The organism is Natronolimnohabitans sp. A-GB9, assembly GCF_030848565.1.
Taxonomy (GTDB): Archaea; Halobacteriota; Halobacteria; order Halobacteriales; family Natrialbaceae; genus Natronolimnohabitans.
This window is the reverse complement of the sequence record NZ_JAVDDV010000006.1, coordinates 21,212-47,086: the sequence shown is the minus strand read 5'-3', so window position 1 is coordinate 47,086 and position 25,875 is coordinate 21,212. Positions and strand designations below refer to the sequence as shown.

The following is a 25,875-nucleotide window of genomic DNA, read 5'->3' as shown; positions in this document are numbered from 1 at the left end:
TCTTCCATCCTCATTTCGGCTTCTTGTACGAAATATCTACAACGTTGACTTGCCTGGGCTACAAAGTCAGCCGTTAGAAGACGCTGTCCCATCAGATATGGAAGCTAAGTACATTTACTTTCACTCCAATGACCTCAGCCTTTTAATCCATGCTCGTTTACTAGTTCGGTATGAAGCATCCGCGCCCGGACGAAACCGGTTCGCCCTCGGACAACGAGGCGCGGGAACAAGACGGTCTCTACGTTGATATTGATGGTTGGACCCCAGACCGAACGGTTCCAAAACCCCGTTCTGAGAGATCATACTCGGATTCTGATTTCGATCTTAGTTCGTTGGATGAGAAGCTTGAGAAGGTAGACAAGCTCCTCGCTCAGAGATATGATGGCGTAGAGGATCTTCTGACTCCAGTTCTGATCGATTGGGTGGGCAAAGACAATCAGAAGCCGAACTCCCATTATGATTTCGGCCCAATGATTAGCGCCTGGGCCTACCGTCTAATCGCTCCGTCAGAGGGATACTCGCTCGTCAGTTGGGAACAGCTCGAAGGGCGCCTGGACTCCAATCCGAGGTTAGCCGAAAAGCTCGGGTTCGACCCAGATGATACGCCAAGCGAGAAGACACTCCGAACCCAATGGTGGTCGCGGGTTCGACCAGGGTTCCGCCGTCATCTGCGGTATGAAGCGGCACGAAAGGCTGTTCGAGCCGAGGATATTGGCCTCGAAACTGCGGAGAATATCCGCGAGAACCTGATCGAAGACTTCCTGCGGGATGACGATACCGATGATCTCGACCCGATCGGTGAGCTGGAGCAAGAGATAAAGGACGATGCCTACACCTTCCAGGCAAACCTGATTCGAGACCTCTGTGAGTACGACCGCGACGATTCGACGGAGTACGACGCTGATCTGATCACGGACGCGACCGCTCACATGTGCCGCCTCAACGAGTACGCTGAGCAGGGGATTGACCGGCTTGTCGAGGAGTACGGCCTCGATGACGTGTTCACACAGCAGACGTACCGTCGTGCCGTTCGAAACGTTGAGCGCAAGAAACTCACCCACAACTGGGATGATAACGATTACGGCGCGGACTGGAAGCCGGTTCACGAGCTGATCGATCCCGAGACCGTCGATGGCGATCTCCGCGAAGCGCTCGAACAAGCCTGGACGATCAATCCCCACAACCCACGAGGCGAAACATCAGTCTGGCACCGCCGGACCGAAGAAGGGATCGAACAGCAGATCCAGTGGCTCATCGACGAGGGTGTGATCGACGAGGACGAGTCGTTCGATCTACGGATAGACTACACGACTCACGACTACTCGCGGCACTCTTCGACCGACAGCCGACCGCCGATCGGCGTTCACAAGCAGAGCCATTTCGAAACCGGCTACGCCTGGAAGGAACTCCAGGCGACCATCAAGATCAACGGACGTGCGTTCGTGATTGCGTCGGTCAACTATCTCCCGACGAACACCCAGTTCCAGTGTGTCCGATACCTGATCGAGCGAGCGCAGGAACTCGTGAACGTCGATACTGTTCTAGCTGACGCTGAGTTTGCGACAGTCAATATTACTCGCTACGCCACCCATCGTGGGTGTGACTTCATCCTGCGTAAGGGCGCTACCGACTCGGTCAAAGACACGATCGAGGAAGAAGTCGAAAGCAAGGCCGACTGGGTGAACAACTGGACAATGATCAGCGAGGGGCGCTTCGACGAGATCGACACGACGCTGGTGGCCGTCGAGAAGAACTTCAAGAGCAATCAGAACTCATCCGCCAGTGACGAGGGCGAAGAAGACGAGGAGACCGAAGAGACCACCCTTTCGGACTTCAGCGATGACGAGGATGAAGTCGAGACCGACGAGAAGCAGCTGACCATCGGACAGGCTATCGACGAGCCGCAGGAAGACAATGAGGAGATCGACTACTTCTGCATGATCACGAACAAGGACATCCAGGGCACCGGAATCAACCCGGACGAGAACCCAGTCGGCCATGACCCCGAAGGGACGGTCTGGGGAATCGGTCGGCACTACCGGGACCGGTGGGGTGTAGAGACCGCCTTCCGTGACCGGAAAGAACAGTTCCAGCCCAAGACGCGGTCCCGAGACCTCGGCTTCCGCCGCTACCTCTGGATGATGTCCACGCTGATCTATAACGGCTGGGTGATGCTCAACACTGCCGTTGCTGACCAGAGTCCCGATCGAGACGATGACGAGATTGTGGTCAAGCAGAACTCCTACCTGGACGAGCTGGACCGACGTGTCCTCGGAACCCTTGATGTTGATCTGGAGTTTCCTGGTGTGGATTACGGGTAACTCCAGGTAGCGTCCTTCTGGGGTGGCCCAACTCGGTAGCTGCAGCACTCGTTTCCGTCGCTGTTTTTCGTTCGCTGTTGCTGATTTCACGACGTCGTATCACGAAACACTCAGTTCTCAGAAGTAGGTTCGACGCCGATCGTGTTCTCGTCGAGAATCCGGTCCGAACGGAGCAGAATCAGTTCCGTATTTCCGTCGTGCTTTCAACTACTGGTCGGCCGTCACGATACGTTCGAGTTCCCGTCGCTTACCATCCTCGTAGACGTACGTCGTCTCCGGATCCTCGTCTTCGGTCCGGCGGTGGCTGCCATCACAGAACGGAAACGACTCCGAGAGGCCACACTGACAGATCGCGACGTCGCCTTTCTCGTCGTCGATATCGGACGGGTCCAGTTTCCGCGGTCCCGTTTCCTCGAGTTCGACCAGTCGTGTCATAGGTAGTCGTTCACACGCAGTCGTAAAAAGAGCTGGCCGACCGGACGGTGGCGCACTCGTCGTGAACGCAAGCTACTTGGTTTCTGTTCGTAATTTCGACGTACGGACCAGTATGAGTTTCCACGATGCAGGGACGTTGATCGCCATCTCGCTCGCCGTCGTCAAAACGCTCATCCTGCTCGTGGGGAGTTTCATCACGTACCTCGCGTTCAAGGCCTACCGCCGAACCCGACAGCGATCACTCGGCTTGCTCGCCGTCGGATTCGGGTTCGTCACGCTCGGACTCGTCCTCGCCGGGTTGCTCTACGAGTTGCTCGGCGTCGCACTGATGACGGGAATCTTGCTCGAGAGCCTCCTCATGCTCGTCGGCTTTCTCGTCATCGCCTACTCGCTGTACGTGTCGTAGCTGCCGTACGCGTCCGTGCTCGTACGATGGACGAATCCTCCGCAGTCGGTTTATAAGTGGCTGGCTCCCACGAGTACGATCCAGTGACGGATCCCGAAGATCGGCGCCGGACCAGCGTACCCAGGGCCCGGAACGAGGGTGCACAGTCGCCGGGCGGCCTCGAACGGCTCTTGCGATCGGTCGCCGACGAGCGTCCGTCGGGGCGGGCACTCGACGTCGCGACCGGAACCGGGCGAAACGCGATCTCACTCGCCGCCCACGGCTGGACCGTCGAGGCCATCGATATCTCGCGGTCACAACTCGAGCGTGCGCGGTCGCGGGCGGCCGAACGATCGCTTTCTATCGACTGGATCCTGGCAGACGTCGATAGTTACTGTTTCCCAGCGGGCCGGTACGATCTCGTGACGGTGAGTTTCTTCGACGCGCGCGATCGACTCCCAGCCCTGATCGACGCGCTGGCTCCCGGTGGCTGTCTCTGGTACGAACATTACCTCGAGTCGTCGGCCGCGGAGTCCGGCCCCGGCGATCGGTATCGGTTCGAGCCGAACGAGCTGTTGGCGGCGTGTTCGGAGCTGTCGATCGTCTACTACGCCGAATATCGCGTCGACGGCGAGCCTCGAGTCACGTTGCTAGCCCGGAACGAAGACACCGTCTCACGCTACCGTCCACCGTCGTCGGCCGTCTTCGAACCGCGGTAGACAGGCGTCGTTCGTACGTCACGCTACCGTTCCGCTGGCTCGTGATCGATCGTTTCGCGGACGTCGAGTCGCTCACTCCGTCGATTCGTCGTCGCCTTCCGTATCGTCGATCCCCTGTCCCTCCTCGTCGGATGTCTTGTTCCCGACGGCACCCTGATTTCGTCGCGGCGGTGCGTCCGCCGACGTCGGTTCGGGATCGGTGCCTTCCCGGGCTGGATACGCCTGTTCCGGATCCGGTCCCGTCGCCTCGCTTGCCTCGTCGGCTGTCGACGCCTCCGAGAGGTCTACCGAGACGTGATCGTCGTCGCGTCCCTGTTTTGCGTCGGATCGGCGCGGATCGTCCGCGTCCGTCTCCTCGAGCCGAGGTCTGGACGGCGATGCTTCGTCTCGACCGCTCGTAAACTGGACCTCGCCCTCGTCTGGTTCCGTCTCCGTTCCGACGTCCGACTCGTCGGTCGTGCTGGAACTCGTCTCGGGATCGCGATCGATCCCGGAGCCTGAACCCGTCTCGCCGATTTCGATCGATGCGGGCTCGCCGACGGTTTCCGCCATCGTCGCGTTCTCACTCGAGCGGCGCTGACGGAGACCGATACCCACTAGCGTAGTGCCGACGGCTGCGTCGATCCCTGCTCGTCGCCGGTCGCGTCGCATCGTCCTGATGGCATCAACCAGCAGGACGGCACCGGCCAGGACTGCACCGGTTCCGTCCTGGGCGTATCTGCCGACGTTCGACCGGAGCCCGCTCGAGTCGGATCGTCGATCGCGTTCGCTCGTGCTGTACGTCGCCTCGCGGTCGGTCGATTCCGTGTTCTGAGGAGACATTGTGATACGGGTGGCCGCGGTTGCTGTTCGGTCCGTCCGAGCCACCCTACAGGTCCACGGCTGTTGAATCCCTCCCCCGCTCTTGCCGTTCGGTACGGCCGTCGAACGATGTCCACTGTAGCGGCCTCGGAACCCTCGGGCGGCAAAACGAAGCGGAACGAATCCACCGAATCGGGAGTCGGACTCTTTCGGTCGTAATCAGTTGATTACTGGATAAACATCTCTATTGATGATCAGTTTCTACTCCTTGCGAGACACCCGTCTGCTGGCGAATCTGGTTCTGTGATCGGACATATGTTTAACAAACTGATGACTTTCCATCGGAACTGAGTATTTATAACCGAAATGATAGTACCGGTTTAAGAATTTAGCTGGCACCCATCGACGTGGAGGCATGAGCACACGACATATACTCGTCGTAGCGGTAGCGATAATGATGCTCGCAAGCGGGGGCGCATTTGCGGTAGCGCCTGCGGGCGCCGCTGTAGACGACGAAAACGATGACGAAGACGTTCCCGAACCAGACGAGGAGGACGTCGACGACGGTGAACTACGCGTAACGATCGAAGAGGCGACGATCGTCGCCATCGGCCTCGACGATCCAGTGGAGGATCCAGTCGATGACGAACCGATCGAAGAACCCGAAATGAACGATGACGACGACGTAGCGGAGGTCCCTGCTGACGACGACGAGGACGCACCTGACGTCGACGACGAGGAACCCGACGCTGACGACGCAGAGCACGTGATGCACGACGTTACGCTCGAGGTGACGATCGAACAGGCCATGCTCCTCGATCAGGTCGGTGAGATGACAATCGACGATCCCGAAGTTAACGACGAACCCAACGCCGAGGACGACATAGCGGAGGAGCCGGAAGCCGATGAGCCAGAAATCGATGCGGAAGACCCCGAAGTCGATGACGAAGAGCCGGACGTTGACGACGAACTCGACGAAGATGAACTGACGTTCCAGCAGGCGACGATCTTCGTCGTTCTCGAGGATGACGTCGACGACCCAGTCGAGAATGACGTCGACGAGAACGACCTAGAGGAGGAACCGGAAATCGATGAGGAAGAGCCAGAAATTGACGACGAAGACGAACTGACGTTCCAGCAGGCGACTGTCTACGTCGTTCTCGAGGATGACGTCGACGAGCCTGTCGAGGATGACGTCGACCCAGTCGAGGATGACGTTGACGAGCCTGTCGAGAATGATGTCGACGATCCAGCCGAAGATGACGTCGACGAGCCTGTCGAGAATGATGTCGACGATCCAGCCGAAGATGACGTCGACGACCCTGCTGAAAATGACGTCGACCCAGTCGAGGATGACGTCGATGAGGACGAGCCACCAACCGCTGACGACGATCTCGAGGCTGAAGACGACCTAGAGGATCCCGTTAACGACGAGGTTGCTCCTGACGTTGCGATCGAAGAAGCGACCATCTTCGTCGTCCTCGCGGACGGTGTCGACGAACCAGTTGACGCACCACCGGTCGATGATGAACCCGAGATGGACGATGCTGACGAGCCCGGTGTTGACGACAACGATCTCGACGAGGAAGATGTAGAGGAAGCACCGACCATGGATGACGAAGAAGTTGAGGACGAACCGGTTGACGACGTTACGCTCGAGGTGACGATCGAACAGGCCACCATCTACGTTGACCACGTCGACGAGCGCGTCGACGAACCGGTGGATGAGGAGCCGATAGAAGAGGAGCCTGACGTCGAGGATGACGAGCCGGTCGACGAACCAGTGGATGACGATCCGATAGAGGAGGACCCTGACGAGCCGATCAGCGGCGACGCACCCGACGCCGAAGCAGCGGTCGCGACGTAACGCTCGAGTCGGGACTCACTTTTTTCGACCGTGGATATACTACCGTAGTGTGAGAATCCGTCGCTCACGCCCGGCGAATACTCTTCATACTGCCGGACAGCACGATTCACCGACGAGTTACTGACTGCTGCCCGGCAGTATCAGTGATTGCTGTCCGACAATACCAGCAATCCACGAAACCCGCGTGTTGAACAACGGCTTCGGAATACTCTCGGACGATCAGAGCCCCGTTCAGATCGATCTCGAGAGTGGATTCTGAGCGAGGTTATCGCAAAACAACAAGAGCCTAGGCCGGGACATTAACGATAGGTTCAATGTCTCCCCTAATAAAAGCTCGGTGTTCACTGAATGACAGACAACAGAAAGCAAATACAAAATCTGCGAGACAGGATCGAGGAATCTAATGAAATCAAACAGAGAGATAAGAATCTTCTCATAAACTTTTCCGACAGGATTGACCTGCTCAAATCGGAGTACACTGATCACCGACACAACAAGTTGCTCCGCCACTGCACTATCCTGGCCGAGAACGTCGGTGGCCTCGCGGACGCCCTTGAGGACCGCGACGCGGCAGAGGATCTCGTTCGGTGGATCAATCGCACTTACGACAACGAATACACGAACCACGACTACCGGACCGCGCTCAGAGTCTTCGCCCGACGAGTGACGGAGGGCGACGATCTTCCGACGAGCATCGAGTGGATCCCATCGGGGATGTCCAACAGCCACGATCCGGTTCCCGATCCCGGCGATATGCTCCGCTGGGAAGACGACATTCTTCCGATGATCGACCAGACCAGAAACTCTCGTGACGCGGCCCTCATCGCAGTCGCCTTCGACTCTGGAGCTCGAAGCGGCGAACTCCAGGGCCTTACTATCGGCAACGTGAGCGACCACGAGCACGGTCTCAGTATCCACGTCGACGGGAAGACCGGACAGCGATCGGTCACGCTGGTTCCGAGTGTGCCGTACCTCCAGCGCTGGCTGAACGATCACCCCGAGCCGGACAACTCGAGTGCGCCGCTCTGGTCGAAACTGACGAAACCCGAGGAACTCAGCTACCGGCAGTTCAACAACTGCTTTTCCGACTCGGCTGAACGAGCCGGTGTCAAGAAGCCGGTGACGCCGACCAATTTCCGGAAGTCCAACGCAACGTATCTCGCACGCCAGGGGATGAACCAGGCGTTTATCGAAGATCGTCAGGGGCGGAAGCGAGGCAGTGACGCGACAGCCCACTACGTCGCACGGTTCGGCGGCGAAGCCGATAACGAGTACGCGAAAATGCACGGGCTCGAAGTCGAAGAGGACGACTCTGAGCCACTGGGGCCGGTCGAATGTCCGCGATGTCAGCAGGACACGCCGCGCCATCGGGAAACATGCGTCTGGTGTAATCAGCCGCTCGAGTACGGTGCGATCGAATCGATCGAAGAGGATCAAAAAGAGGTCCGGGACCAGGTCTTCCGGCTCGCACAGGAAAATCCGGAGTTCCTCGAGGACATCCAGCAAGCGAGAAAGTTCTCCGATATCGTTGACGACAATCCCGATATCCTCGAAGATGCACAAGCGTTCGCCGAGTCCCTCTCGGACGAGTAGCGCCATTACTTGAGGTTCCGTCGTATCCGATCGAGTTCTGCTTGTATCTTGTCGATGTCCTCAGCCGTGGCTCCGTTCGAGAGGAGAGCCAGAGCATACGCTCGCGCCTCCGTGTCGCCGTAAGCGAGAACTCGGGACAAGAACTCTGTGTTCCGGTCCGCGTAGCGGCTCACTTCGGAGATTGGTTCCTGGCTGCTCATTGGGCACCCTCCGTCTGAGCGGTCGATTTGCGTGCGATGCGTTCGCTAGAGCGAATGCTGGTCGTGTCTGTAGACATATTCTTGAGTTTGTCGTGTCGCCGGTTACGTCATCGAGTGTTTCTCGGCTCCGTTTGGGGGGTTACTGCCCCTCAATGCGGGGGACAGCAACCGTGGGTTTCCTTCAAGAGCCGATGTGTGCTTCACACTCAACACAAGGGGTTATAGCTAAAAATAGATTAGTGAATCAGATAGTTGCTAAACCAAAAAATAGTTTGAGCTAGCCGGATAGCAGAGAGTATGAATCCTTCAGAAGACATTGTCACCGATATCCGGGATTCCTGGGGAGGAGAAAACGACGCGTTTGGGAGGGTCTACGAAGCGATTCTGGGCATTCCGGGACCTGTGAGACACCATGAGGTTTCTGAGGTCGCTAAATGTGCCCCCAATACCGCAAAGAAACACTTGAAACGCCTAACCCAGATGGGTATCGTCGAATGCCACAATCCAGAGAACCCTCTCATGTTCCGCCGGAACGACGCGTACCTGGAATGGCGAGAGGTAACCCAGATCGCGGAAGATCATTCAGTCCAAGATCTCGCTGAGCGGGTTCGGGATCTGGAAGCGAAAGAAGCCGACCTCAAAGAAGAGTTCGGCGTTGAAGGCCCGGATTCAGCCTCAGTATACAGATCAGATAGTGATCGTCCAACACATGAACTGATGCAGGCGATCGGTACATGGAACGGTATTCAGCGGGATATCCGCCTCTACGAGGCAGCGCGCCAACTCCAACAGAACGATGGTCGTCTGATATCGGCGTTCGTTGAGACCCACACCAACGACCATGTGTCGTCCGAGTCGCAATGACTACCACGAACCACGTCCCGACAATCAAGCGATGGGACACCAACCCGGATAGAGAATCCTTGCGGGTGATTCACCGTTTTCTGGGTCGTCGTGAGGCGATCGAGAATGCCAGCCTCGAGCCATATAGGACTCACCCGCGTCTGGTACGTGCAACCGTTAGTGACCGGGGTTCGCCGACAGTATGTGGAATTCTCGAGGTACGATGGTACGAAACGAGGGATTTCGTCATTACGTATCAGACGGATCGTGAGAACGGGGACTCTCCATTCCTCCGGTGGACATATCTCCCTGACGCAGATGAGATCAACGTATCACGCAGTGGGTCAGACGACGTGCAAACGTTGACGCCTCCATCTCATCATCCAGCGGAGAATCGGTTTCATCCGCTCCGAGTTCTGCCCCTCGTTCTTGGTACCATCGAAGAATGTACAAAATAGGGGGTTCATGTCGCCCCGGCCGAACACCCCGATACCGTCGGAGACATTACCTTTGGTGTCAGTGGTTTCCATCACAAATCCCTTTAGCTATCAGTAATGTTTGGAACACTACTTATTGGACTTCAGTTATATCATCTCAAATCACGAAAGGGATTTATAAACCACTTGCGTAATATGAGACCACATGGTAGAAAAGAGTCACTTCCGCCTATTATCACATCTTGTAGTAGGGAGTGGGTCGGAAATGGGTATCAGTACGCTTGCTGATCAACTCGACTGGAGCGCTGGCCACACCTCACGTATCGTCTCCGAATTAGAAGTCTACGGCTACGTCCAAACCAAGCAAAGCGGCCGGAAAAAGTTGGTTTCTCCGACGGATATCGAACCAATCCAGCAACTCGAGGGACTTTTCACGGAGTATAGCCACATGGATCTGCCCGATCTCATTGCTGGCGCTGGGTTACTCGTGCTCTATTATCTCGATCGAGGACGGACCGCAACCGAGTTGGCCGAATTGAGTGGTGTGAGTCAAGCAACGATATACCGCCGGTTAGATGATTTTCAGCACGTTGGCGTCGTTGGGAAATCGAAATCCCAATATCGTCTCAATGATCCGTTCGCAGTGTTAGCCCCGATCGCTCGAGGACTGCTCCACCAGAAACATCGTCGTGAAGCACAGCGACACGCGAGTGGACTCAACTTTCTCTGGGAAACACACGACGAATTCCTCTTCGCCTGCGACAGTGAGGTTACTGCTGACGGATTTTACCTAACCGGCCCTGCCCTGTTCGAAGCGTTCGATATCCCGCTTCTCACGCGGGACCGGCGACACTACTTCCGAACGGACCAACTTTCAGAGATTACTCCCGCAGAATTAGTCTGTCACACACTGCTTATCGATGACGGTCCCCGGTACCGAATGTACTGCCTCTTATTGATTCAACAACAGGAGATCGAGCGGACGGCACTACGGGAGCGTGCTGAACACTATCTCCCCGAAGCGGGGATCAATCTACGAGCTATCGTCGATGAACTCATCGAATACTTAGAGACGGACGGAACCAAAACAACAGACCTACTGCCCAAATGGGAAGACTTCAAACAAACGGCCAGAGACTATGAGATCACTGTATGAGTTCTCGTGAACGATTCGGTCGTAATTATATCGAGGCCGAGCTCCAGGAAATTGCGGATCACCTCCAGACGGACGTTGATGCCTATCTCATCGGCGGTGGCGCAATGTCACTTCACGAGCCGTCTCTCAAGGACACGACCAAAGATATCGATCTCGTCGTCGTGGACGAGGCGGCCCTTCGCCGTCTGATAGGGGTACTCGACGACCTCGGCTACGAGGAAGTTACCGATCTCGGTGAGGAGTACGATCGGTTAGGAGCGCGCCACTGCGTTCGAAATGATGCCGGCTGTCAGTTCGACGTCTTCTATCGACAGATTGCCGATAAGCTGTATTTCAGCGATGGAATGCAAGCGCGGAGTGAGGCGTTTCTTTCGGACGAGTCCTTCTCAGTCGGCCTCGTCTCCTTCGAGGATATCTTCCTCTTCAAAGCCGTCGCAGAGCGTCCGGACGATATCGGAGACATGGCGACACTCGTCCAGACAGATCTCGATTTCGATGTGATCGAAGAAGAAATCGAACGCCAAGTAGACCTCTTGGGCGGTGAGCAATTTGTCACGGTGATCTCCGAATCGCTGGAACGACTCGATCAGAACGAAGGGATTCAAACACCACTCGACGATGTCGTCCGGGAGTATTACCAACGATACATGAACGGGTACGAACTCCGGTTGCAGTTGGACGAGGACACCGCAACATCCGTCAGCGAACTCGCGTCGACGTTAGACGTATCAGAAGACGAAATCGAACGTCGATACGAATATCTCGAGCAGTACGGGTTCGTCGAACGGACCAGTGAAGGGATACGAGATACTGGGAAGCGCGACGAATTTCAGCGGTCCTAATAGCTCGTCCTACTTTTCCAGCGAGTCGCCGAATTCTTTCTGGAACCCTTCGAGAAGCCGTCCGAAGCCGGATTGGAGGAAAAACTCGGCGTCCTCTTTCGCCTCGAGGAGATGCTTTCGGCGTTTGTCCGAGTACTCCGTTGCCATCTCGTTTAATTCGACGGCGAACGCCTCGATCGTCTCCTCGTCCTCGAGGGAATCGTAGGTTCTGAACACATCTTTCAGCCCGCGCTTGGCTGACTGCCTGACACGACCGTCCTCGTCCGTCAGTGCCTCCAGCAGGAATCCACCAACCTCGTCCGTCTGTTCGCGAACGGTGTCCACATCAATCTCAATCGATCGGTCGCTCTCAGCGACGGCGAACACCAGTGCGATCCCCGGCGTCAGTCGTTCTGCAACCCGGACGGTCGACTGTCGGACGTATCCGTCCTCGCTCTGAGCGTAGATGGAAGTCAACTCGTCAAAGCAGGTCTCGAACAACTGAACCCGTTCATCGAGATCTAACTCCTCAATTTCGTCGATCGTCTCGGTAACCTGCTCGGAATCACCTGATCGAATGTCAGCCGCAAATTCGTCCCACCGTTGTTCCATATCGATCTATTGGGCCAACTAGTCCATAATACTCGGCATATTGGAGGCCACAATAATGATCGGTCTGGACGCATTCCATACGATTTTGCGTTCCGATTACTTCTCATCTACTATGCCGTTCAGTGTGAGTTGGCACACGCTCCTCGAGAAACTCGATGATCTCCCGGATGGTGCGACGCTCGTCACGCCCCTGTCGCATAATCGGTTCCGGATCAGCGACGTACAGGAGCAACGTGTCATCATCGACTTCGAAAACAAAGATCAGAAGCGACCACTGCAGCGTGATCAGTTCGAGACGCTGTACCGACGGGTCACCGATGCACCAAATGGCTTCCAACTCGACCGGCTCCCGCCTGATGCCGATCCCTTCCCGGCTGTGTGGAGTCTCCATCCTCGTTTCGAGATCGATGAGGATGCTGGCGTGATCGTCGAGACAGATGGGCCGACAGCGACACAGCTGCTCGAGGACGAGATCGAGCCGGAGACCGAAGACCGGACGGAGCCCGATCTCGATGTGTACGCCGACGCGCTCTTGCTTGTTGATGCACTCGAACGCCACGATGTAGCCACGTTGGAGGACATGGAAACGGCTGTGCTGGTTAATCTCTATACCCTTCTCTCGGACGTTCAGCGAAATGCCAACAGTTTCCGCCAAGACGTTGCTGATGTGCTCCTCAATCGCCTCCACCACGATCGGCCTGTCAATGGCCCGTTTGGCTCTGTCCAACGGACGAGTCGCCGTAACCGTTCCCTCAAGGATGACGAAGAGGTTCTGGCAGCGCTCGAGGATGCTGGAATCGATCCTGAGCGCGTCATGGGGGTGGACCGCGACAAGGTTGATGACGCTCTCGAGGTGACAGAGCTGGCCGAGAGCGACGTGTACGACATCAGCGAAAGCGAGTACGTTCGAAAGGCCGAGGTCGATGAGGAGGTTAAGGAAACCCGTCTGCAAGGTCTCAAAGACCAACTCGCAGCGACAGAAGGCGAAGAAGCCCAAGAGCTACGCCAAGAGATCGAGGATTTGGAGGACCGCATCGACGAACTCACGAGTTTCCGGACGGGATCGGAGGTACACGAGTGACGACTACCGTAGCACCTCCAGACCAGTACTGATTGACCGATCGGATTTTAACAAATCCAAATGGCATTCAAAACATCATACAAGATTCTGGGCGTGTAATCTAAAACTTCTGTTCAATAGTATCTTAGTGAGAATTAGAATCCTCAGGAAGATATAAAGGAACAGTATTCCTAAAGAACTCCAAGTGCTCATCCGATAGCCATGGATGAGATGGATGCGGTTTTACGGATATAACTGCAGATGCGGGTTCCTCTGTTATTTTTGCTATGCTCACTTCCGCTAGGAAATCTTTTCCATCCTGATGTTGGTGAATGTCTACACAGTTGTACTTGAATCGAAGATCTTCACAGAATTCGCTTGCTGTATATTTTCCACTGAAATCAAGAACAACAGACGGGGAGCTACGAATAATCAAATTTCGTATGGTTTCGCGACAGAACTGTCTATATTCCGCCTGAGCCTCTTTACTAACCGAGCCGACAACATCTTTGTGATGCGATTTCCCCTCTGTACGGAGGAAGTAGCGGTTTGTCTCGATGGCGTCTGGAAGAAGGTGACGTTTACCTTCGAAAAAGTACCGCCGTATCTTGTTGGCGACGATATAGTTGCGCCCTCCTTCTTCATAGTGACCTCTATCAGGTAAGCCAAAATCGGGGTTCTCGGCCATGAAACGAGTCATATACGAATTAAGTTCGGTAGCGTCACGGTCGCCCCCACCAGCATTATATCCAACAACCACCGCCGAGGCACTCTCCCTGAGTGGACTGGTGAATAGTTCAAACCCCGAAAGATGATGTGAAAAGTGCGTTTTCCAGAGGTCTAGCATTTCTATCTGCTTTTGCCTCCCCCAGTCGTTAAACATAACGAGCTAGTGTCAAATTTGAAGATACATAACTATTCTCATAGACTTATTTGATGAATACATCCACCACACCTTCATATATTTTTCTTACATATCAAATACATATTGTTGTTCATCATGGTGCGTGTGTATTCTGTACTGATTGAGTCAAGTGGTTATATCTATCAGTATTGTTTAAACCACATTTCTATAATGCACAGTCGATACTTCGGCACACACATCTTAATCGCTTTATTGGATAACCCGATTACGGGCCGTCCAACGGACGGCATAGATCGGTGAAATTGGCCCGGGAGAACCTAAGCTATAATCGGGTTTACTGTGATATCCGATTATGGTTCGTATCGACGACAGCGATGACGTGACGAAGTGTTGGCTTTCTCCCGATGAGCTGGACCGACTTGAGCGAACAGCTGGAGAAGACGGGTGGGAGCGTGAGGTGGCGATCCAGTTGATGGGACGGTGCGGGCTCCGGGCGTCGGAAGTGAGCTACCCGAGCGATAGCAACCTGCAGTACTCTGACGATGGAGAGATCTGGCTCTTCGAGGTCCAAGGGAAGAATACGAAAGGTGGGTCAAAGAAAACACGCGACGCGTGGATGCCTGACGACGTTGCCGACGATATTCACAAGTACAGCCGTGAACGGAGCCTCGATCTGTCTGACCCGTGGGTTGACGCCAGCACTCCCTCCGTTCGTCGGTGGGTCAAGGAAGCCGCTCACACCATCGCAGAGCAAACTGGCGACCAACGTTGGCAGTCGGTCTCGTCGCACGATCTCCGCCGGTCCTGGGCGACCTATCATCTCGTCGAGCGCCAGGTCGACGTTCGGACCATGATGAGCATCGGCGGCTGGTCCGATTACTCCGCTATCGAGCCGTATCTGGCAGAGCCAACTGAAGCGCGTATTGGTGAAGCTATGCGAACGTAGAGGCTCGTTCTTCGTCGCTGGATAAGTTTGTCCGTGCTCGAGCGTCCACCTTCGACAGGTGTCCGAAACGATCGAGGAGGAGTTGGTGTCGACCATCAGGAGTTGGTCCAACTTCGCCGCGCCTGCCGGCTATTGGAAGTCGGGTCGACCTCCTCGACCAGGGAGACTCCATTGTAGTGCTCGAGTCGGCATAGATGACGACACGTTCGAGGATAATCCCGCCGAGCAGAGGGCACCGGGACCAAGCGAATATCTATTACCGGATCGACCCCGCAACGGATGGATCGGCCCGAGATAATGTACCGGCTCGTCGACGACGTTCATCACCTCCTCGTCGAATGGGTCGGCTATCTCACGAGTGTCTCTACCGGGGCCAGTCGATAGAGACCTGGGGATAGGTAGTGACTCGGCAACTGGGACCGGGTGCAGTTAGTCGGGGAGACCAGAGAACCGTCGGTGGGTATCTTTCACCCGGTAGGAGAAACCCAGTCTGTCGGTAGAACTGGATTCTCAGTCGGCCAAAACGGTAAAATCCGGGTTGGGGACACGGGGTACAATGGTCGGGGGACTCGAGGCGATCCTTTCCGGCCCACCGGGCTGAATTGGTCGGGCGTCACCGAGTAACTGGACAGCACCAACACGAACCCGATGAACGGGTCAGCGAATAACCCCGTTCTATCGGTAGAACCGCCTTTTTCGCCGGTCGAAATGGCCGTATTCGAATTGTGAGGGAGTCGTGTGTGCCCCCTATTGACCCGAGGAGAAATGGTCGGGGACCATCCCATCCACACCGGCAGTTGGTCGGGACGCCCCGAACGCCGGCCGAGATCGCCTTCGCTGTCAAACGCAGTTGTCTCTTCTGTCGGCTAAACCGCCTTTCCCGCCGGACGAAACGGCTGTATTCGGATTTCGGGGAGCCGGACTTATCCCCTATTCGGCCGGGTCGAAATAGCCGGCTCCCGGTCCACAGACTCTGGTAGTTGGTCGGGTCTTCCCAACGTCGGCGGAAATTGCCTTCGGCGTCGAGCCCTGTCGGCTATTTCACCGGCTAAACCGTCATTTTCGCCGGGAGCGCCGTATTCGAGTTACAAGGAGTCCGGACCACCACCAATTAGACCGGGTTGAAATGGTAAGAGATGATCCCGATGGGGTCGGTAGTTGGTCGGCGCTTACTCGAGTGCCACTCGAAACCCACTCTCGATACTGGTGGTTGTCGGTAAAACCGGCTTTCTCACCGACCGAAACACCCGAACTCAGTTCGGTAGGTATCAGTATCTCCAACGTCCCGCGTCGGTCGGGTTGGTCGGGATATCAGTAGAGAGATCGTCGGTTACTCGGTGCGATCGGGAGACCGATATAATAGGGTCGGGATAAGCAGCACAGGCCGGCAGTACCCGACCTATTTTTCCTCTCTCGGTGGTTGGACGACCTCACCGAGCGAGCGGACGAGTGCGACGGCGTTCTCGTAACTCGTCACGGTCCGGTATCCTTCCTCGGTCTGCTCGACGACGCCAATGCTCGGATGGCCCAGGAGTTGGAGTGCACTCTTGACATCCCGTTCACTGGGAACGTCATCCGAGTCCTGCATCCCGACAACGATCCACCGGACGTCGGCCGCAGTCTCGACCAGGCCGTCGGCTCGTTCGAGGGCTCGGATGACAGCCAGAAGCGTCTCACCGGCATCGACCCGATCCTGGATATTCTCGTCGAGAAGATCGAGTCGGTCGTCTTGGAAGGACCCCGGCCGGGTGAGTAACTCGAGGGTCTGCTCGGGCGGAATGGCGTACTGCTCTCTGCGGTCCAGGAGCTCGATCAGGTCGTCGACGGCGATCGTCGTCAACTCGTTCGTCGTTGCGTTCTCGATCACCTTTGGGCTGAAACCAGGGGCGACGACAATAGCGTGCTCGGCTCCACGTTGGCGTCGGTGCTTGTCGACGTTGGTGACTTCGAGGGAATTGAGCGTCCCACGGCCTCGAGTTTTGGCCTCGACGACGATATGGCGCGGCGCTTCGATCTCGACATCCGTGTCGCCGCCACCTTCGATCCAGTTGGTTGTACACCCCAGTCGAGTGAACGCCTTCGCGACGAGTTTTTCGAACTCGTCGGGATCATCCCCGTTGGTACTGGCTGCCTCGAGGCGGCTGGCAAGATCAGTCGTCTGTTCGTCGTCGGTGTCATTGACGTGGTGGACTTTCTCACCGGCTTCGGTGAGCTCGGCCAGTGCCGTCTCGACCGACTCATACTCATCTCTGAGACGAGCGAGTCGGCTGTCAGAGACTCTCGTGAATCCCTGGGGTCGGTAGGTTTCGTCGTAGCCGACGAGGTTGTTGAACTCCTCGATGTCGACCTCAATCTCCTCGAGGTCGGTGAGGAACGTGAGGTACTTCCACGGCTTTTCTGCATCCCAGCGATCGTGATCGACGCCATCCTTCCAGAGGTACTCGGCTAATTCGTGGTTCTCACTCAAGAGGAGAACCCGGCCACGAGAGACGAATTCTCCCTTGCGGTACACGAATCCGATGTCGCCCGGCTCGACGTTTTGCCACTTCCCTGCAACGGAGCTCCCCCAGAGATGTGCTCGTCCGTCTTCCGAAGTCGCCTCAAGGTCCTCGAGTTCTTCATCGGGCAGGTACGGTTCGAGATCCTCGAGGGGATGGCCCTGCTTGAGCGATCGCTTGTAGTCATCATGGGCGTCTTGGCGACTAGCAGGAAAAATCACGATTCCGGTCATATCATTCACGCCACGGTTCACAGTGGAAGGACAAATACCTGGTTAGAAGCTGAGGTCGGGCCGCCCTTCGATCAAAGCTGGAAGGTGACAGCGACCTAGATGAAGTAAAGACTATACATCTCCGATGAGTTTCGCGGCCCATACGCGATGACACGGAAACAGATCGGGCGCAATTCCGGGAACTCCGGACGGATCAACGTCTCCGGGGACGAACTGGAGAAACTCGGCGTCGATATCGGTGACGCGGTCGACGTCGAGGTCGTCGACGCTAAGGCGATCGCCCGAGCTGTGATCGAGAGTAAGGACGCAGAGGAATTTCTCATCGTTACGCCAGCCTAATCCATGCAGCAAGCACTCACCTACCGGACGAACCGCGACCTGTTTTCGAACTACTACCTCGACGAGCACCTCCCCGAGACCGAAGAATGGGATGAGGTCAGCGACGAAGAACTCGAGGAAGCCTACGACGACATCATGGACCTCTGGGAGCGCGAGAAAAGCACGGCTCCCAAGCGAAATGAGTCCCAGCTCGAGGAGAAGTTCATCCGTCCGATGTTCCGGAAGCTCGGGATTCCCTTTGAGGTCGAGGAGAGCACGAGCCGGACCCAGAAGCGCCCTGACTACGGCTTCTTCGAATCCGATGATGCTGCCCGTAATGCCTTCGAACGCCGTGAGGAAGGCGGTGACTTCTACAAGAACGCCGTCGCCGTCGCCGACGCCAAACGGTGGGGTCGCCCGCTCGACACGCGAGGCAGCGGTAAGCATGAGCGCGACTTCGAGAACCCAAGCTACCAGATCCACGTCTATCTGCAGGAGACGCCCGCACGCTGGGCCGTCCTGACCGACGGGAAGAAGTGGCGACTCTACTACGGCCCGACCAGCCACCGGCTCGACTCCTACTACGAGGTCGATCTGGCGACGATTCTCGAGAGCGGAGACCTCGAGGACTTCAAATATTTCTACCTCTTCTTCCGCCACGAGGCGTTTCTCAAGGACGCAAGCGGCGACTGTTTCCTCGACGATGTCTACGGCGAGTCCAACGTCTTCGCCCAGGAGCTAGGGGAAGACCTGCAGGACAACATTTACGAGGCGATCAAGATTCTTTCTGAGGGGTTCCTACAGTATCCGGAGAATGACCTCAATGAGGACGATCTCGAGCTAATCCATGACTCCTCACTCATCTACCTGTATCGGCTCATTTTCGTCTTGTACGCTGAGGCAGAGGGACGTGACCTGCTCGACACGGACAACGAGATCTACGAGGAGCAGTACAGCCTGAACAATCTCAAACAGGTGGTCGCTGAGGAACTCGATAGTGGGAACCCGACATACCGGGATTGGCAGGATAACCTCTGGGACCAGCTCGACGGGCTGTTCAAGCTCATCGACAAGGGAAGTAAGTCCCGAGGGATCCCGGAGGAGGACCTCTACATCCCAGCGTACAATGGTGGTCTATTTCGGACGGATACGGACGCCGGTGACAGTCCTGAGGCACAGTTCCTCGCCGAGTATAAGGCCGGCGATGCCTATCTCGCGAAGGTTATCGATCTCCTGACGCGCAGCGAGGACGGTAACGGTGGCGGGAAAATCTTCGTCGATTACTCCTCGCTGGACGTGCGTCATCTTGGAAGCATCTACGAGGGGCTGCTCGAGTACCAACTTAACGTCGCCGACGAGCCGCTGGCACTCGAGGACGGCGAGTACGTGATTCCCGACGAGGGTGACGACGTTGTCGTCGAGGAGGGAGAGGTATACCTGACGACCGACAGCGGTGAGCGGAAGGCCACAGGATCGTACTATACACCAGAGTACGTCGTCGAGTACATCGTTGAGAACACGCTGGGGCCGATCGTCGAAGATATCCGGATGGATCTCGCTGGCCAAAGCGCATACGACGAGGGCGGGTTCGCGGAAGAGTTCGCGGAGCGTATCTTTGAGTTGAAGATTCTTGACCCGGCAATGGGGAGCGGTCACTTTCTAACGAGCGCAATCGACTATCTGGCTCGCGAGATCATCGACGCTCAAGAGAAGCAGGCAGCCCAGCAGGGGATCGAGACGGTCGATGAGGAGCACGATATCAACTGGGCTCGCCGTCAGGTTGCCCAGCGCTGTATCTACGGTGTCGATCTGAACCCGCTCGCTGTCGAATTGGCTAAGGTATCGCTTTGGCTGCGGACGCTCGCCGCCGAGCAGCCGCTCGCGTTCCTCGATCACCACCTCAAGGCTGGCAACTCGCTTGTGGGCAGCGACATCGAGACTGTACTGGACAACGGCGACCCTGACGCCGACATCGAAGAAGGACAGCTAACCCTGCAAGAGTCGTTCGACCGAACGCGCCGGCAGGCGTTGGAGCACGTCACCGATCAGTTCGAGGACCTGCTCGCCATCGACAACGAGACATTGGACGATATCAAGGAGATGGAGGCAGTCTATGAACAGGTGCGCGATGACCCGCTATACCAGCATCTCATCGCCATGGCAAATGTCCATACTGCCGAACAGTCCGGCCTTGACGTTCCAGACGACGCTTACGAGCGCATGGCTGAGGCACTACGTGACGACTCGTGGATTGACATCGAAGATCAGGACTGGTATTGTTCTGCGCAGGCGATGGCCAAAAACCAGAACTTTTTCCACTGGGAACTTGAGTTCCCGATTGCGTTCTACCAGCAGGACGGGGAGATCAAAGAGGAAAGCGGATTCGACGCGGTAATTGGGAATCCACCGTACGTGGGAGAAAAAGAAAGAAAAGAGACATTTGAGCTTCTAAAGAACTGTTCGATCGTCAAGGAATGCTATCAAGGACGGATGGATATGCTATATTTCTTCGTATTATTAGGTATTAAACTATCCAATAGCTCTGGAACGTCATCTATGATTACTACATCCTATTGGCCTGAAGCTAATAGCGCAGAAAATCTCCGTAATGAAATTGCAAAGAGGACGAGCATTAGAGAAATTCTTGAGTTCGATGGGTTCACAGTATTCAATCAGGCACCCGGTCAGGAAAACCTCATCTATAAATTCGATAACTCTGGATCCGAGAATATCACGTTTTCGTATATTTGTTCAGACAAGTATGGAGACAACGCTGTAGCGGAGTCACTACTAGGAGAAAAAGACCTATTTTACCAAGAGACATATAATTATGAAGAATTCGATCTACCTTCTGATGGTAGCGAATGGTACGGTATAAAGGGACTAGCAAAAGGTTCATTAGAATTACCAGATACCGGACAGACCTTCTCTGATTTTCTTGAATCTAAACAAGGTATCGTCCCTAACCCAGATAAAGTAACTAAACAATCGTACGAAGACTACGAAAATGAAGATGTTGAAATTGGAGAAGGCGTGTTTCTCTTAGATGATGATGACTTAGAACGTATTGGGATTAGTGAAGACCACCAGTTGCTTAAGCCAGCATATAGCAACTCGGACATATCCAAATACCATATCGGCTATCCCGACAACCTATATGTTCTCTATGTGACATCAAGTGTAGACATCGACCAATATCCGCAAATCGAGAAGCACCTTAATCGATATAGGTCCAAGTTAGAGGATAGGAGAGAAGTCAAAAATGATAAAATAAGCTGGTACAGTCTGCAGTGGCCACGGAATAAGCAGCTATTCGAGACACCCAAGATAGTCTATTCTAACTGGGGAAATGATTGGCAGCCATATGCAGTAGAGGATCAAGAATACTACGAACGGCGTGATATTACTCTACTCAAACCTCTTGATTCAGAAGTAGATCTTTACCGACTTACAGCAATATTAAATTCGAGAGTATCCGAGTACTGGCAGACAGAACAGCGGTCTAGAACCGGCTACACTACACAAGAGAGTCTTGATGATATGCCTATTGCTCCAAATTTGAGCGAGGTAGATTCGGAAACTGATGAAAGCCTACAGGAGCTTGCGAAAAGAATATCCGATCTTAAAAATCAAAGGACTAACCTCAACCTCAACCTGTTCGACTACCTTGGAATCCCAACTGACGAACTGCCCGAGTCGAAAACAGGTGGCACCCTAGCAGACCTGCAGATGCCACTCGAGGGCGTTGCGAACACACCACTGACCAAGACAACGGATGAGTACGATGGCCTACGCATTGAGGACGTCTTCTTCAAGGACGACAACGGTCGATTGGTGCTGTCGGTGGATATCAGCTACAAGGTAGAGGAAGACGACCCTCGTGAGACTGACCGATGGGACAGACTTACCGAATCGGAGTTCGAGACCTACGAGGCGATGGCTTTCATTGGACTCTCCGACGCCGAAGAGACGCTACTGTGTGAGTTCGTCCCCGTCGCCGTCGAGAAGGCCGAAGGCTTTGCTGGGTTCCGTCAGGGCGCAACCCAGACGAACTCGCCGCTGGATCGTCTGAAGGACCTGACGCTGCCTGATATCGACGAGATTCAAACTGGACTGGAGCAGTACACCAAGGTCCGCAAGCGCGCCGACGAACTGGAAGAGAAAATCGAGAAGGTCGATCAACAGATCAACGAAATTGTCTACGATCTCTACGGGCTAACTGATGAGGAAATCGAAATCGTTGAGTCTGCAGTAAAAGATGACTGACTTCGAGGTTGGCAACCGCGTCAAGTTCGCCGGCGGGCGTGGTGAAATTACGAAAATCGAGAAACGCCCCAATGGAGGTCACCTCCTCCATGTCTACACCTCGGAGGGGCAGCTCCGCAAACTCCCCAGCGGTCTACCCCATATCGAGAAACTCGATTCGCTCGTTGACCGACTCGCCGCCGGACAGGCCGATTCGCCCGTTCACCACGACCTCCGAGAGCGGGCAACCCGGCTCAACCTCGCCTACCGGTACGACCGCTTCCTATCGCTGACGAACAACCGTATCGAGATCGAGCCCTATCAGGTCAAGGCGGCCTACGAGATTTTGAACTCCTACGACCACCGGTATCTCATCGGTGACGAGGTCGGCCTCGGGAAGACCATCGAAGCTGGTATGGTTATCGAGGAGCTCATCGCTCGAGGTCGTGCCGATCGAGTCCTCATCGTCGCGCCTGCGCCGCTGACCGTCCAGTGGCAGGAAGAAATGCGCGAGAAGTTCGACCGGAACTTCGTCATCTACGACCGTGAAACCGTCGAGACGTATCGCCAGTCCCATCCTAACCAGAACGTCTGGGCACAAGAGGATCTTATCATTACCTCGATCGACTTCGCGAAGCAGACGACCGACGATCCCAGCGCCGACAGGGTTTCCGTGCTCGATGCACTCGAGAACCTCGAGCCGGAGTGGGATGTTGCAGTCTTTGACGAGGCCCACCACCTAACGGCTCGGAGATCGAGTGACGACTCAATCGAACGAACGCAGCGATATCTGGTGGGCGAAGCGGTCGCCGACAACTCCGACGCACTCCTGTTGCTGACTGGAACTCCCCACAAGGGCAAGTCCGACCAGTTCTACTTCCTCGTGAGCCTGCTCGATCCCTACCGGTTCAGCCACGAGTCCCAGATCCATCCCGACGGCCTTGATGATCTGATGATCCGCCGGCTGAAAGACGAGATGTACGATACTGATGGGACGCGGATGTTCCCCGAGAAGAATATCGAGGCCTTAGGCGTCGGGATGTCCGATGCAGAGGAGCAGCTCTACGACGATGTCACCGAGTACATCCGCGAGTACTACAACCTGGCTCAGCAGGAGGAGAACCAAGCCGCCGGTTTCACGATGGTTATCTACCAAAAGCGGCTGGTCTCGAGCGTCCACGCGATCAGAAAATCCTTGGAGAACCGTATGCGGGCGATCCAGAACGATAGCGTTGCCGAGGAACTTCCCGACGACGTTCAGGAACTCATCCCGCGGTACAGCACCGAACCCGAGACGTTGACTGAAGCCGAACGCTCTCGAGTCGAAGAGGCCCTTGAAACTGTTACAATCACCCTGAATCAGTCGCAAATACAGGAAGAACTAGACCGGGTTAAACAGCTCTGGCAACAGGCCAAAGCCATAGAAACTGACTCGAAGGCACAACTACTTCGCAAGTTCGTCGACCGCATTCTGGATGAGGATCCCGACGAGAAGATCCTCATCTTCACCGAGTATACGGACACACTCGAATACCTTCGCGATCAGGTGTTTCCCGAGCACGACATTGCACAGGTATACGGCGACTTAGACCAGGAGCGACGCCGGCGGGAGATGGAGAAGTTCGAGGAAGAGGCAAACCTGATGCTCGCGACCGACGCAGCCCAGGAGGGGCTCAATCTCCAGTTCGCCCACATCATGGTGAACTACGACCTCCCCTGGAATCCGATTCGTATCGACCAGCGTATGGGCCGACTCCACCGCTACGGGCAGGAACACACGGTCGAGATCCGTAATCTCTTCTTCAAAGACACTCGTGAGAGCGAAATTCTCAACCTCCTCGTTGAGAAGACTAACCAGATCGAATCCGATCTCGGGATGCGCTCCGACGTGATGGGGCGCGTCCTAGAGGACGTTGACCTGGACGAGACGATCATGGCCGCTATTGCCGAAGGAAGGCCGACAGACGAGGTTGTGGCAGACATCGAATCGACGATAGAGGAGCGCAAGGAAGCCTTGGAAACCGTTGAGAACGAGTTTCTCATTCGAGATCGGTTCGACCTCTCGAACGAGGACGAGGAGGTACTCGAGGTCATCGAACGTAGTCAACACGGCGAAGTGAGCGAAGCCGACATCGAGGTTCTCGTTCGGGAGTTCTTCGACGAGTTCGGCGGGACGATCAAGGGCGTTCGGCCCGGCCCTGCACGCTCTGGCGGTGACGTTTACCAACTGGACGTTCCCGACGTTCTATCCGGTGACCAAGTAGCAGGACAGTACGACAGTGCAACCTTTACGAAACAGATCGCGATGGACAAGGATGATGTCGACTTCATTGCGCTCGATCATCCATTGGTCCAGTCGCTCATCGAATTCTGTCTCAGTTCCGACCACGTACAGGGACAGGTCGCTGTGAAAGTCGCTGCCGAAGACGAGCCGTCACCAGGGATTCTCTTCACCTACCGGCTGGGCTACGTCTCAGGAGCAGGCGATGTAGTCACTGAGAAGCTTGTGCCGCTGTATGTCACTACCGATGGCGAGGTCACTACCAGTACTCCTGAGATAGTCGATACACTTCCTCCAGAGAAGACGACATCTATCCAGAGTCTCGAGAGGCTGGCATCGGTTGTAGACGATCTCCATGAAGAAGCACAGATGGAAGCATGGACTCAAGTCGAGTCGTTTGCAGACGAAGCCCGTGAAGAACGTGAACGTGAGATAGCGATCAAGCGCCAGCATGCAGAGCGATACTTCGAGGAGGAAATCGGCGAATGGGAGGACCGACTCGAGACGTACCAACAACGCGACGAGGAGGGCAAGGATATGTCTGCTCCGATCGGAAACGCGAAACGAGAACTCGAATCACTCCGTCGGAAACGTGATAAAGAACTGGAACGCCTCGAAGAGGAGAAACACGTCACACCGGAAGAGCCAGACTTGGTGTCCGCTGCGTTCGTCATTCCAGACGGCGAGGTAGAGTGATGGTTACTATCACTAACGTTGTTGGATCTGGTAGTCTCGGCCTCGAGTTAGACGTTGAACAACTCGGTGCTGATCTCGACGTTCCGTATACGGAGTACAATCCGGAAAATTATCATGGCCTCTACGTTCGGCTAGAGGAAGACGGGCCGCTGATTACCGTCTACCGAAGTGGGAAGTACATCATCACTGGTTCTTCGAGTCTCGATCAGCTCGAGGAATCGAACGACGTGTTCCTAGATAAGCTGTCCGCGTTGAACGGGATTGAGACTCCCGAAGAGACTGGATTTTCGGTCCAGAACATCGTCAGTACTGCAGAACTTGGAACAGATGTTAACCTGAATGCACTCTCGATTGGTCTCGGCCTTGAGTCAACTGAATACGAGCCAGAGCAGTTTCCAGGACTTGTCTACCGTCCAGAAGAGTATGCTGCTGTGATCTTGCTATTCGCGAACGGCAAAGTGGTTATCACTGGTGCTCCGAATATCGATGTCGCGACCGATGCGTTTGACCATCTCCGATCTCGAGTCAACTCACTGCTCTAGA

At 55.4% G+C, this 25,875-nt stretch carries 20 protein-coding genes; 14 read left to right on the top strand and 6 right to left on the bottom strand.

Annotated elements, in window-relative coordinates; translation table 11 throughout:
- Positions 1 to 170 precede the first annotated feature (170 nt).
- Positions 171 to 2,321: a transposase gene (locus RBH26_RS09690; RefSeq protein ID WP_306758033.1), complete on the top strand. Its 2,151-nt coding sequence runs from the start codon at positions 171 to 173 to the stop codon at positions 2,319 to 2,321.
- A 207-nt stretch (positions 2,322 to 2,528) separates the two neighbouring features.
- On the opposite strand, the gene RBH26_RS09685 is transcribed toward RBH26_RS09690, so the two are convergent.
- A complete protein-coding gene (locus RBH26_RS09685; RefSeq protein ID WP_306758032.1) occupies positions 2,529 to 2,756 on the bottom strand; it encodes a CDGSH iron-sulfur domain-containing protein in 228 nt (75 codons plus the stop codon).
- A 112-nt stretch (positions 2,757 to 2,868) separates the two neighbouring features.
- Between RBH26_RS09685 and RBH26_RS09680 the strand changes: the two genes are divergently transcribed.
- Together RBH26_RS09680 and RBH26_RS09675 are read left to right on the top strand one after the other, a co-directional pair.
- Positions 2,869 to 3,162 carry a hypothetical protein gene (locus RBH26_RS09680; RefSeq protein ID WP_306758031.1) on the top strand — a complete coding sequence of 98 codons (294 nt, stop codon included), beginning with the start codon at positions 2,869 to 2,871 and terminating at the stop codon, positions 3,160 to 3,162.
- A gap of 56 nt (positions 3,163 to 3,218) precedes the next feature.
- On the top strand, positions 3,219 to 3,860 hold the full coding sequence (locus RBH26_RS09675) for a class I SAM-dependent methyltransferase (protein ID WP_306758030.1): 642 nt from the start codon (positions 3,219 to 3,221) through the stop codon (positions 3,858 to 3,860).
- A gap of 72 nt (positions 3,861 to 3,932) precedes the next feature.
- Here the strand turns inward: RBH26_RS09675 and RBH26_RS09670 are convergent, their stop codons facing one another.
- On the bottom strand, positions 3,933 to 4,682 hold the full coding sequence (locus tag RBH26_RS09670) for a hypothetical protein (protein WP_306758029.1): 750 nt from the start codon (positions 4,680 to 4,682) through the stop codon (positions 3,933 to 3,935).
- A gap of 394 nt (positions 4,683 to 5,076) precedes the next feature.
- On the opposite strand from RBH26_RS09670, the gene RBH26_RS09665 reads away from it, so the two are divergent.
- Complete coding sequence (locus tag RBH26_RS09665) at positions 5,077 to 6,528, top strand: hypothetical protein (RefSeq protein WP_306758028.1); 1,452 nt, start codon at positions 5,077 to 5,079, stop codon at positions 6,526 to 6,528.
- 348 nt (positions 6,529 to 6,876) lie between these two features.
- A complete protein-coding gene (locus tag RBH26_RS09660; RefSeq protein WP_345784081.1) occupies positions 6,877 to 8,121 on the top strand; it encodes a tyrosine-type recombinase/integrase in 1,245 nt (414 codons plus the stop codon).
- Positions 8,122 to 8,126: 5 nt separating this feature from the next.
- Here the strand turns inward: RBH26_RS09660 and RBH26_RS09655 are convergent, their stop codons facing one another.
- A complete protein-coding gene (locus RBH26_RS09655; protein WP_006826438.1) occupies positions 8,127 to 8,321 on the bottom strand; it encodes a hypothetical protein in 195 nt (64 codons plus the stop codon).
- A 297-nt stretch (positions 8,322 to 8,618) separates the two neighbouring features.
- On the opposite strand from RBH26_RS09655, the gene RBH26_RS09650 reads away from it, so the two are divergent.
- The 3 genes from RBH26_RS09650 (at position 8,619) to RBH26_RS09640 (ending at position 11,599) form a co-directional block, all read left to right on the top strand.
- Entirely contained in the window at positions 8,619 to 9,185 is a 567-nt protein-coding gene (locus tag RBH26_RS09650; RefSeq protein ID WP_306758026.1) for a transcriptional regulator, read from the top strand.
- 621 nt (positions 9,186 to 9,806) lie between these two features.
- Positions 9,807 to 10,757 carry a winged helix DNA-binding protein gene (locus RBH26_RS09645; protein ID WP_306758025.1) on the top strand — a complete coding sequence of 317 codons (951 nt, stop codon included), beginning with the start codon at positions 9,807 to 9,809 and terminating at the stop codon, positions 10,755 to 10,757.
- Positions 10,754 to 11,599 (top strand): DUF6036 family nucleotidyltransferase, encoded by an 846-nt coding sequence (locus tag RBH26_RS09640; protein WP_306758023.1) that lies wholly within the window; start codon positions 10,754 to 10,756, stop codon positions 11,597 to 11,599. Before RBH26_RS09645 ends, RBH26_RS09640 begins: the two co-directional genes overlap by 4 nt.
- Positions 11,600 to 11,608: 9 nt before the next feature.
- On the opposite strand, the gene RBH26_RS09635 is transcribed toward RBH26_RS09640, so the two are convergent.
- Positions 11,609 to 12,190 carry a hypothetical protein gene (locus RBH26_RS09635; protein ID WP_306758022.1) on the bottom strand — a complete coding sequence of 194 codons (582 nt, stop codon included), beginning with the start codon at positions 12,188 to 12,190 and terminating at the stop codon, positions 11,609 to 11,611.
- 112 nt (positions 12,191 to 12,302) lie between these two features.
- Here RBH26_RS09635 and RBH26_RS09630 point away from each other — a divergent pair, with 112 nt between their 5' ends.
- On the top strand, positions 12,303 to 13,271 hold the full coding sequence (locus tag RBH26_RS09630; RefSeq protein WP_306758021.1) for a hypothetical protein: 969 nt from the start codon (positions 12,303 to 12,305) through the stop codon (positions 13,269 to 13,271).
- Between the two features lie 124 nt (positions 13,272 to 13,395).
- On the opposite strand, the gene RBH26_RS09625 is transcribed toward RBH26_RS09630, so the two are convergent.
- A complete protein-coding gene (locus tag RBH26_RS09625) occupies positions 13,396 to 14,133 on the bottom strand; it encodes a hypothetical protein (protein WP_306758020.1) in 738 nt (245 codons plus the stop codon).
- Between the two features lie 334 nt (positions 14,134 to 14,467).
- Between RBH26_RS09625 and RBH26_RS09620 the strand changes: the two genes are divergently transcribed.
- Positions 14,468 to 15,061, top strand: a complete 594-nt coding sequence (locus tag RBH26_RS09620) for a site-specific integrase (protein ID WP_306758019.1) — start codon at positions 14,468 to 14,470, stop codon at positions 15,059 to 15,061.
- 1,399 nt (positions 15,062 to 16,460) lie between these two features.
- On the opposite strand, the gene RBH26_RS09615 is transcribed toward RBH26_RS09620, so the two are convergent.
- Positions 16,461 to 17,792 (bottom strand): restriction endonuclease, encoded by a 1,332-nt coding sequence (locus tag RBH26_RS09615; protein ID WP_306758018.1) that lies wholly within the window; start codon positions 17,790 to 17,792, stop codon positions 16,461 to 16,463.
- A gap of 147 nt (positions 17,793 to 17,939) precedes the next feature.
- On the opposite strand from RBH26_RS09615, the gene RBH26_RS09610 reads away from it, so the two are divergent.
- The 4 genes from RBH26_RS09610 to RBH26_RS09595 are packed head-to-tail and all read left to right on the top strand — an operon-like array spanning position 17,940 to position 25,874.
- Positions 17,940 to 18,131, top strand: a complete 192-nt coding sequence (locus RBH26_RS09610) for a hypothetical protein (RefSeq protein ID WP_306758017.1) — start codon at positions 17,940 to 17,942, stop codon at positions 18,129 to 18,131.
- Between the two features lie 3 nt (positions 18,132 to 18,134).
- Positions 18,135 to 22,376: a DNA methyltransferase gene (locus RBH26_RS09605; protein ID WP_306758016.1), complete on the top strand. Its 4,242-nt coding sequence runs from the start codon at positions 18,135 to 18,137 to the stop codon at positions 22,374 to 22,376.
- On the top strand, positions 22,369 to 25,332 hold the full coding sequence (locus RBH26_RS09600) for a helicase-related protein (protein WP_306758015.1): 2,964 nt from the start codon (positions 22,369 to 22,371) through the stop codon (positions 25,330 to 25,332). Before RBH26_RS09605 ends, RBH26_RS09600 begins: the two co-directional genes overlap by 8 nt.
- Positions 25,332 to 25,874, top strand: a complete 543-nt coding sequence (locus tag RBH26_RS09595) for a TATA-box-binding protein (protein WP_306758014.1) — start codon at positions 25,332 to 25,334, stop codon at positions 25,872 to 25,874. The genes RBH26_RS09600 and RBH26_RS09595 overlap by 1 nt, the downstream gene beginning before the upstream one ends.
- Position 25,875: the final 1 nt, after the last annotated feature.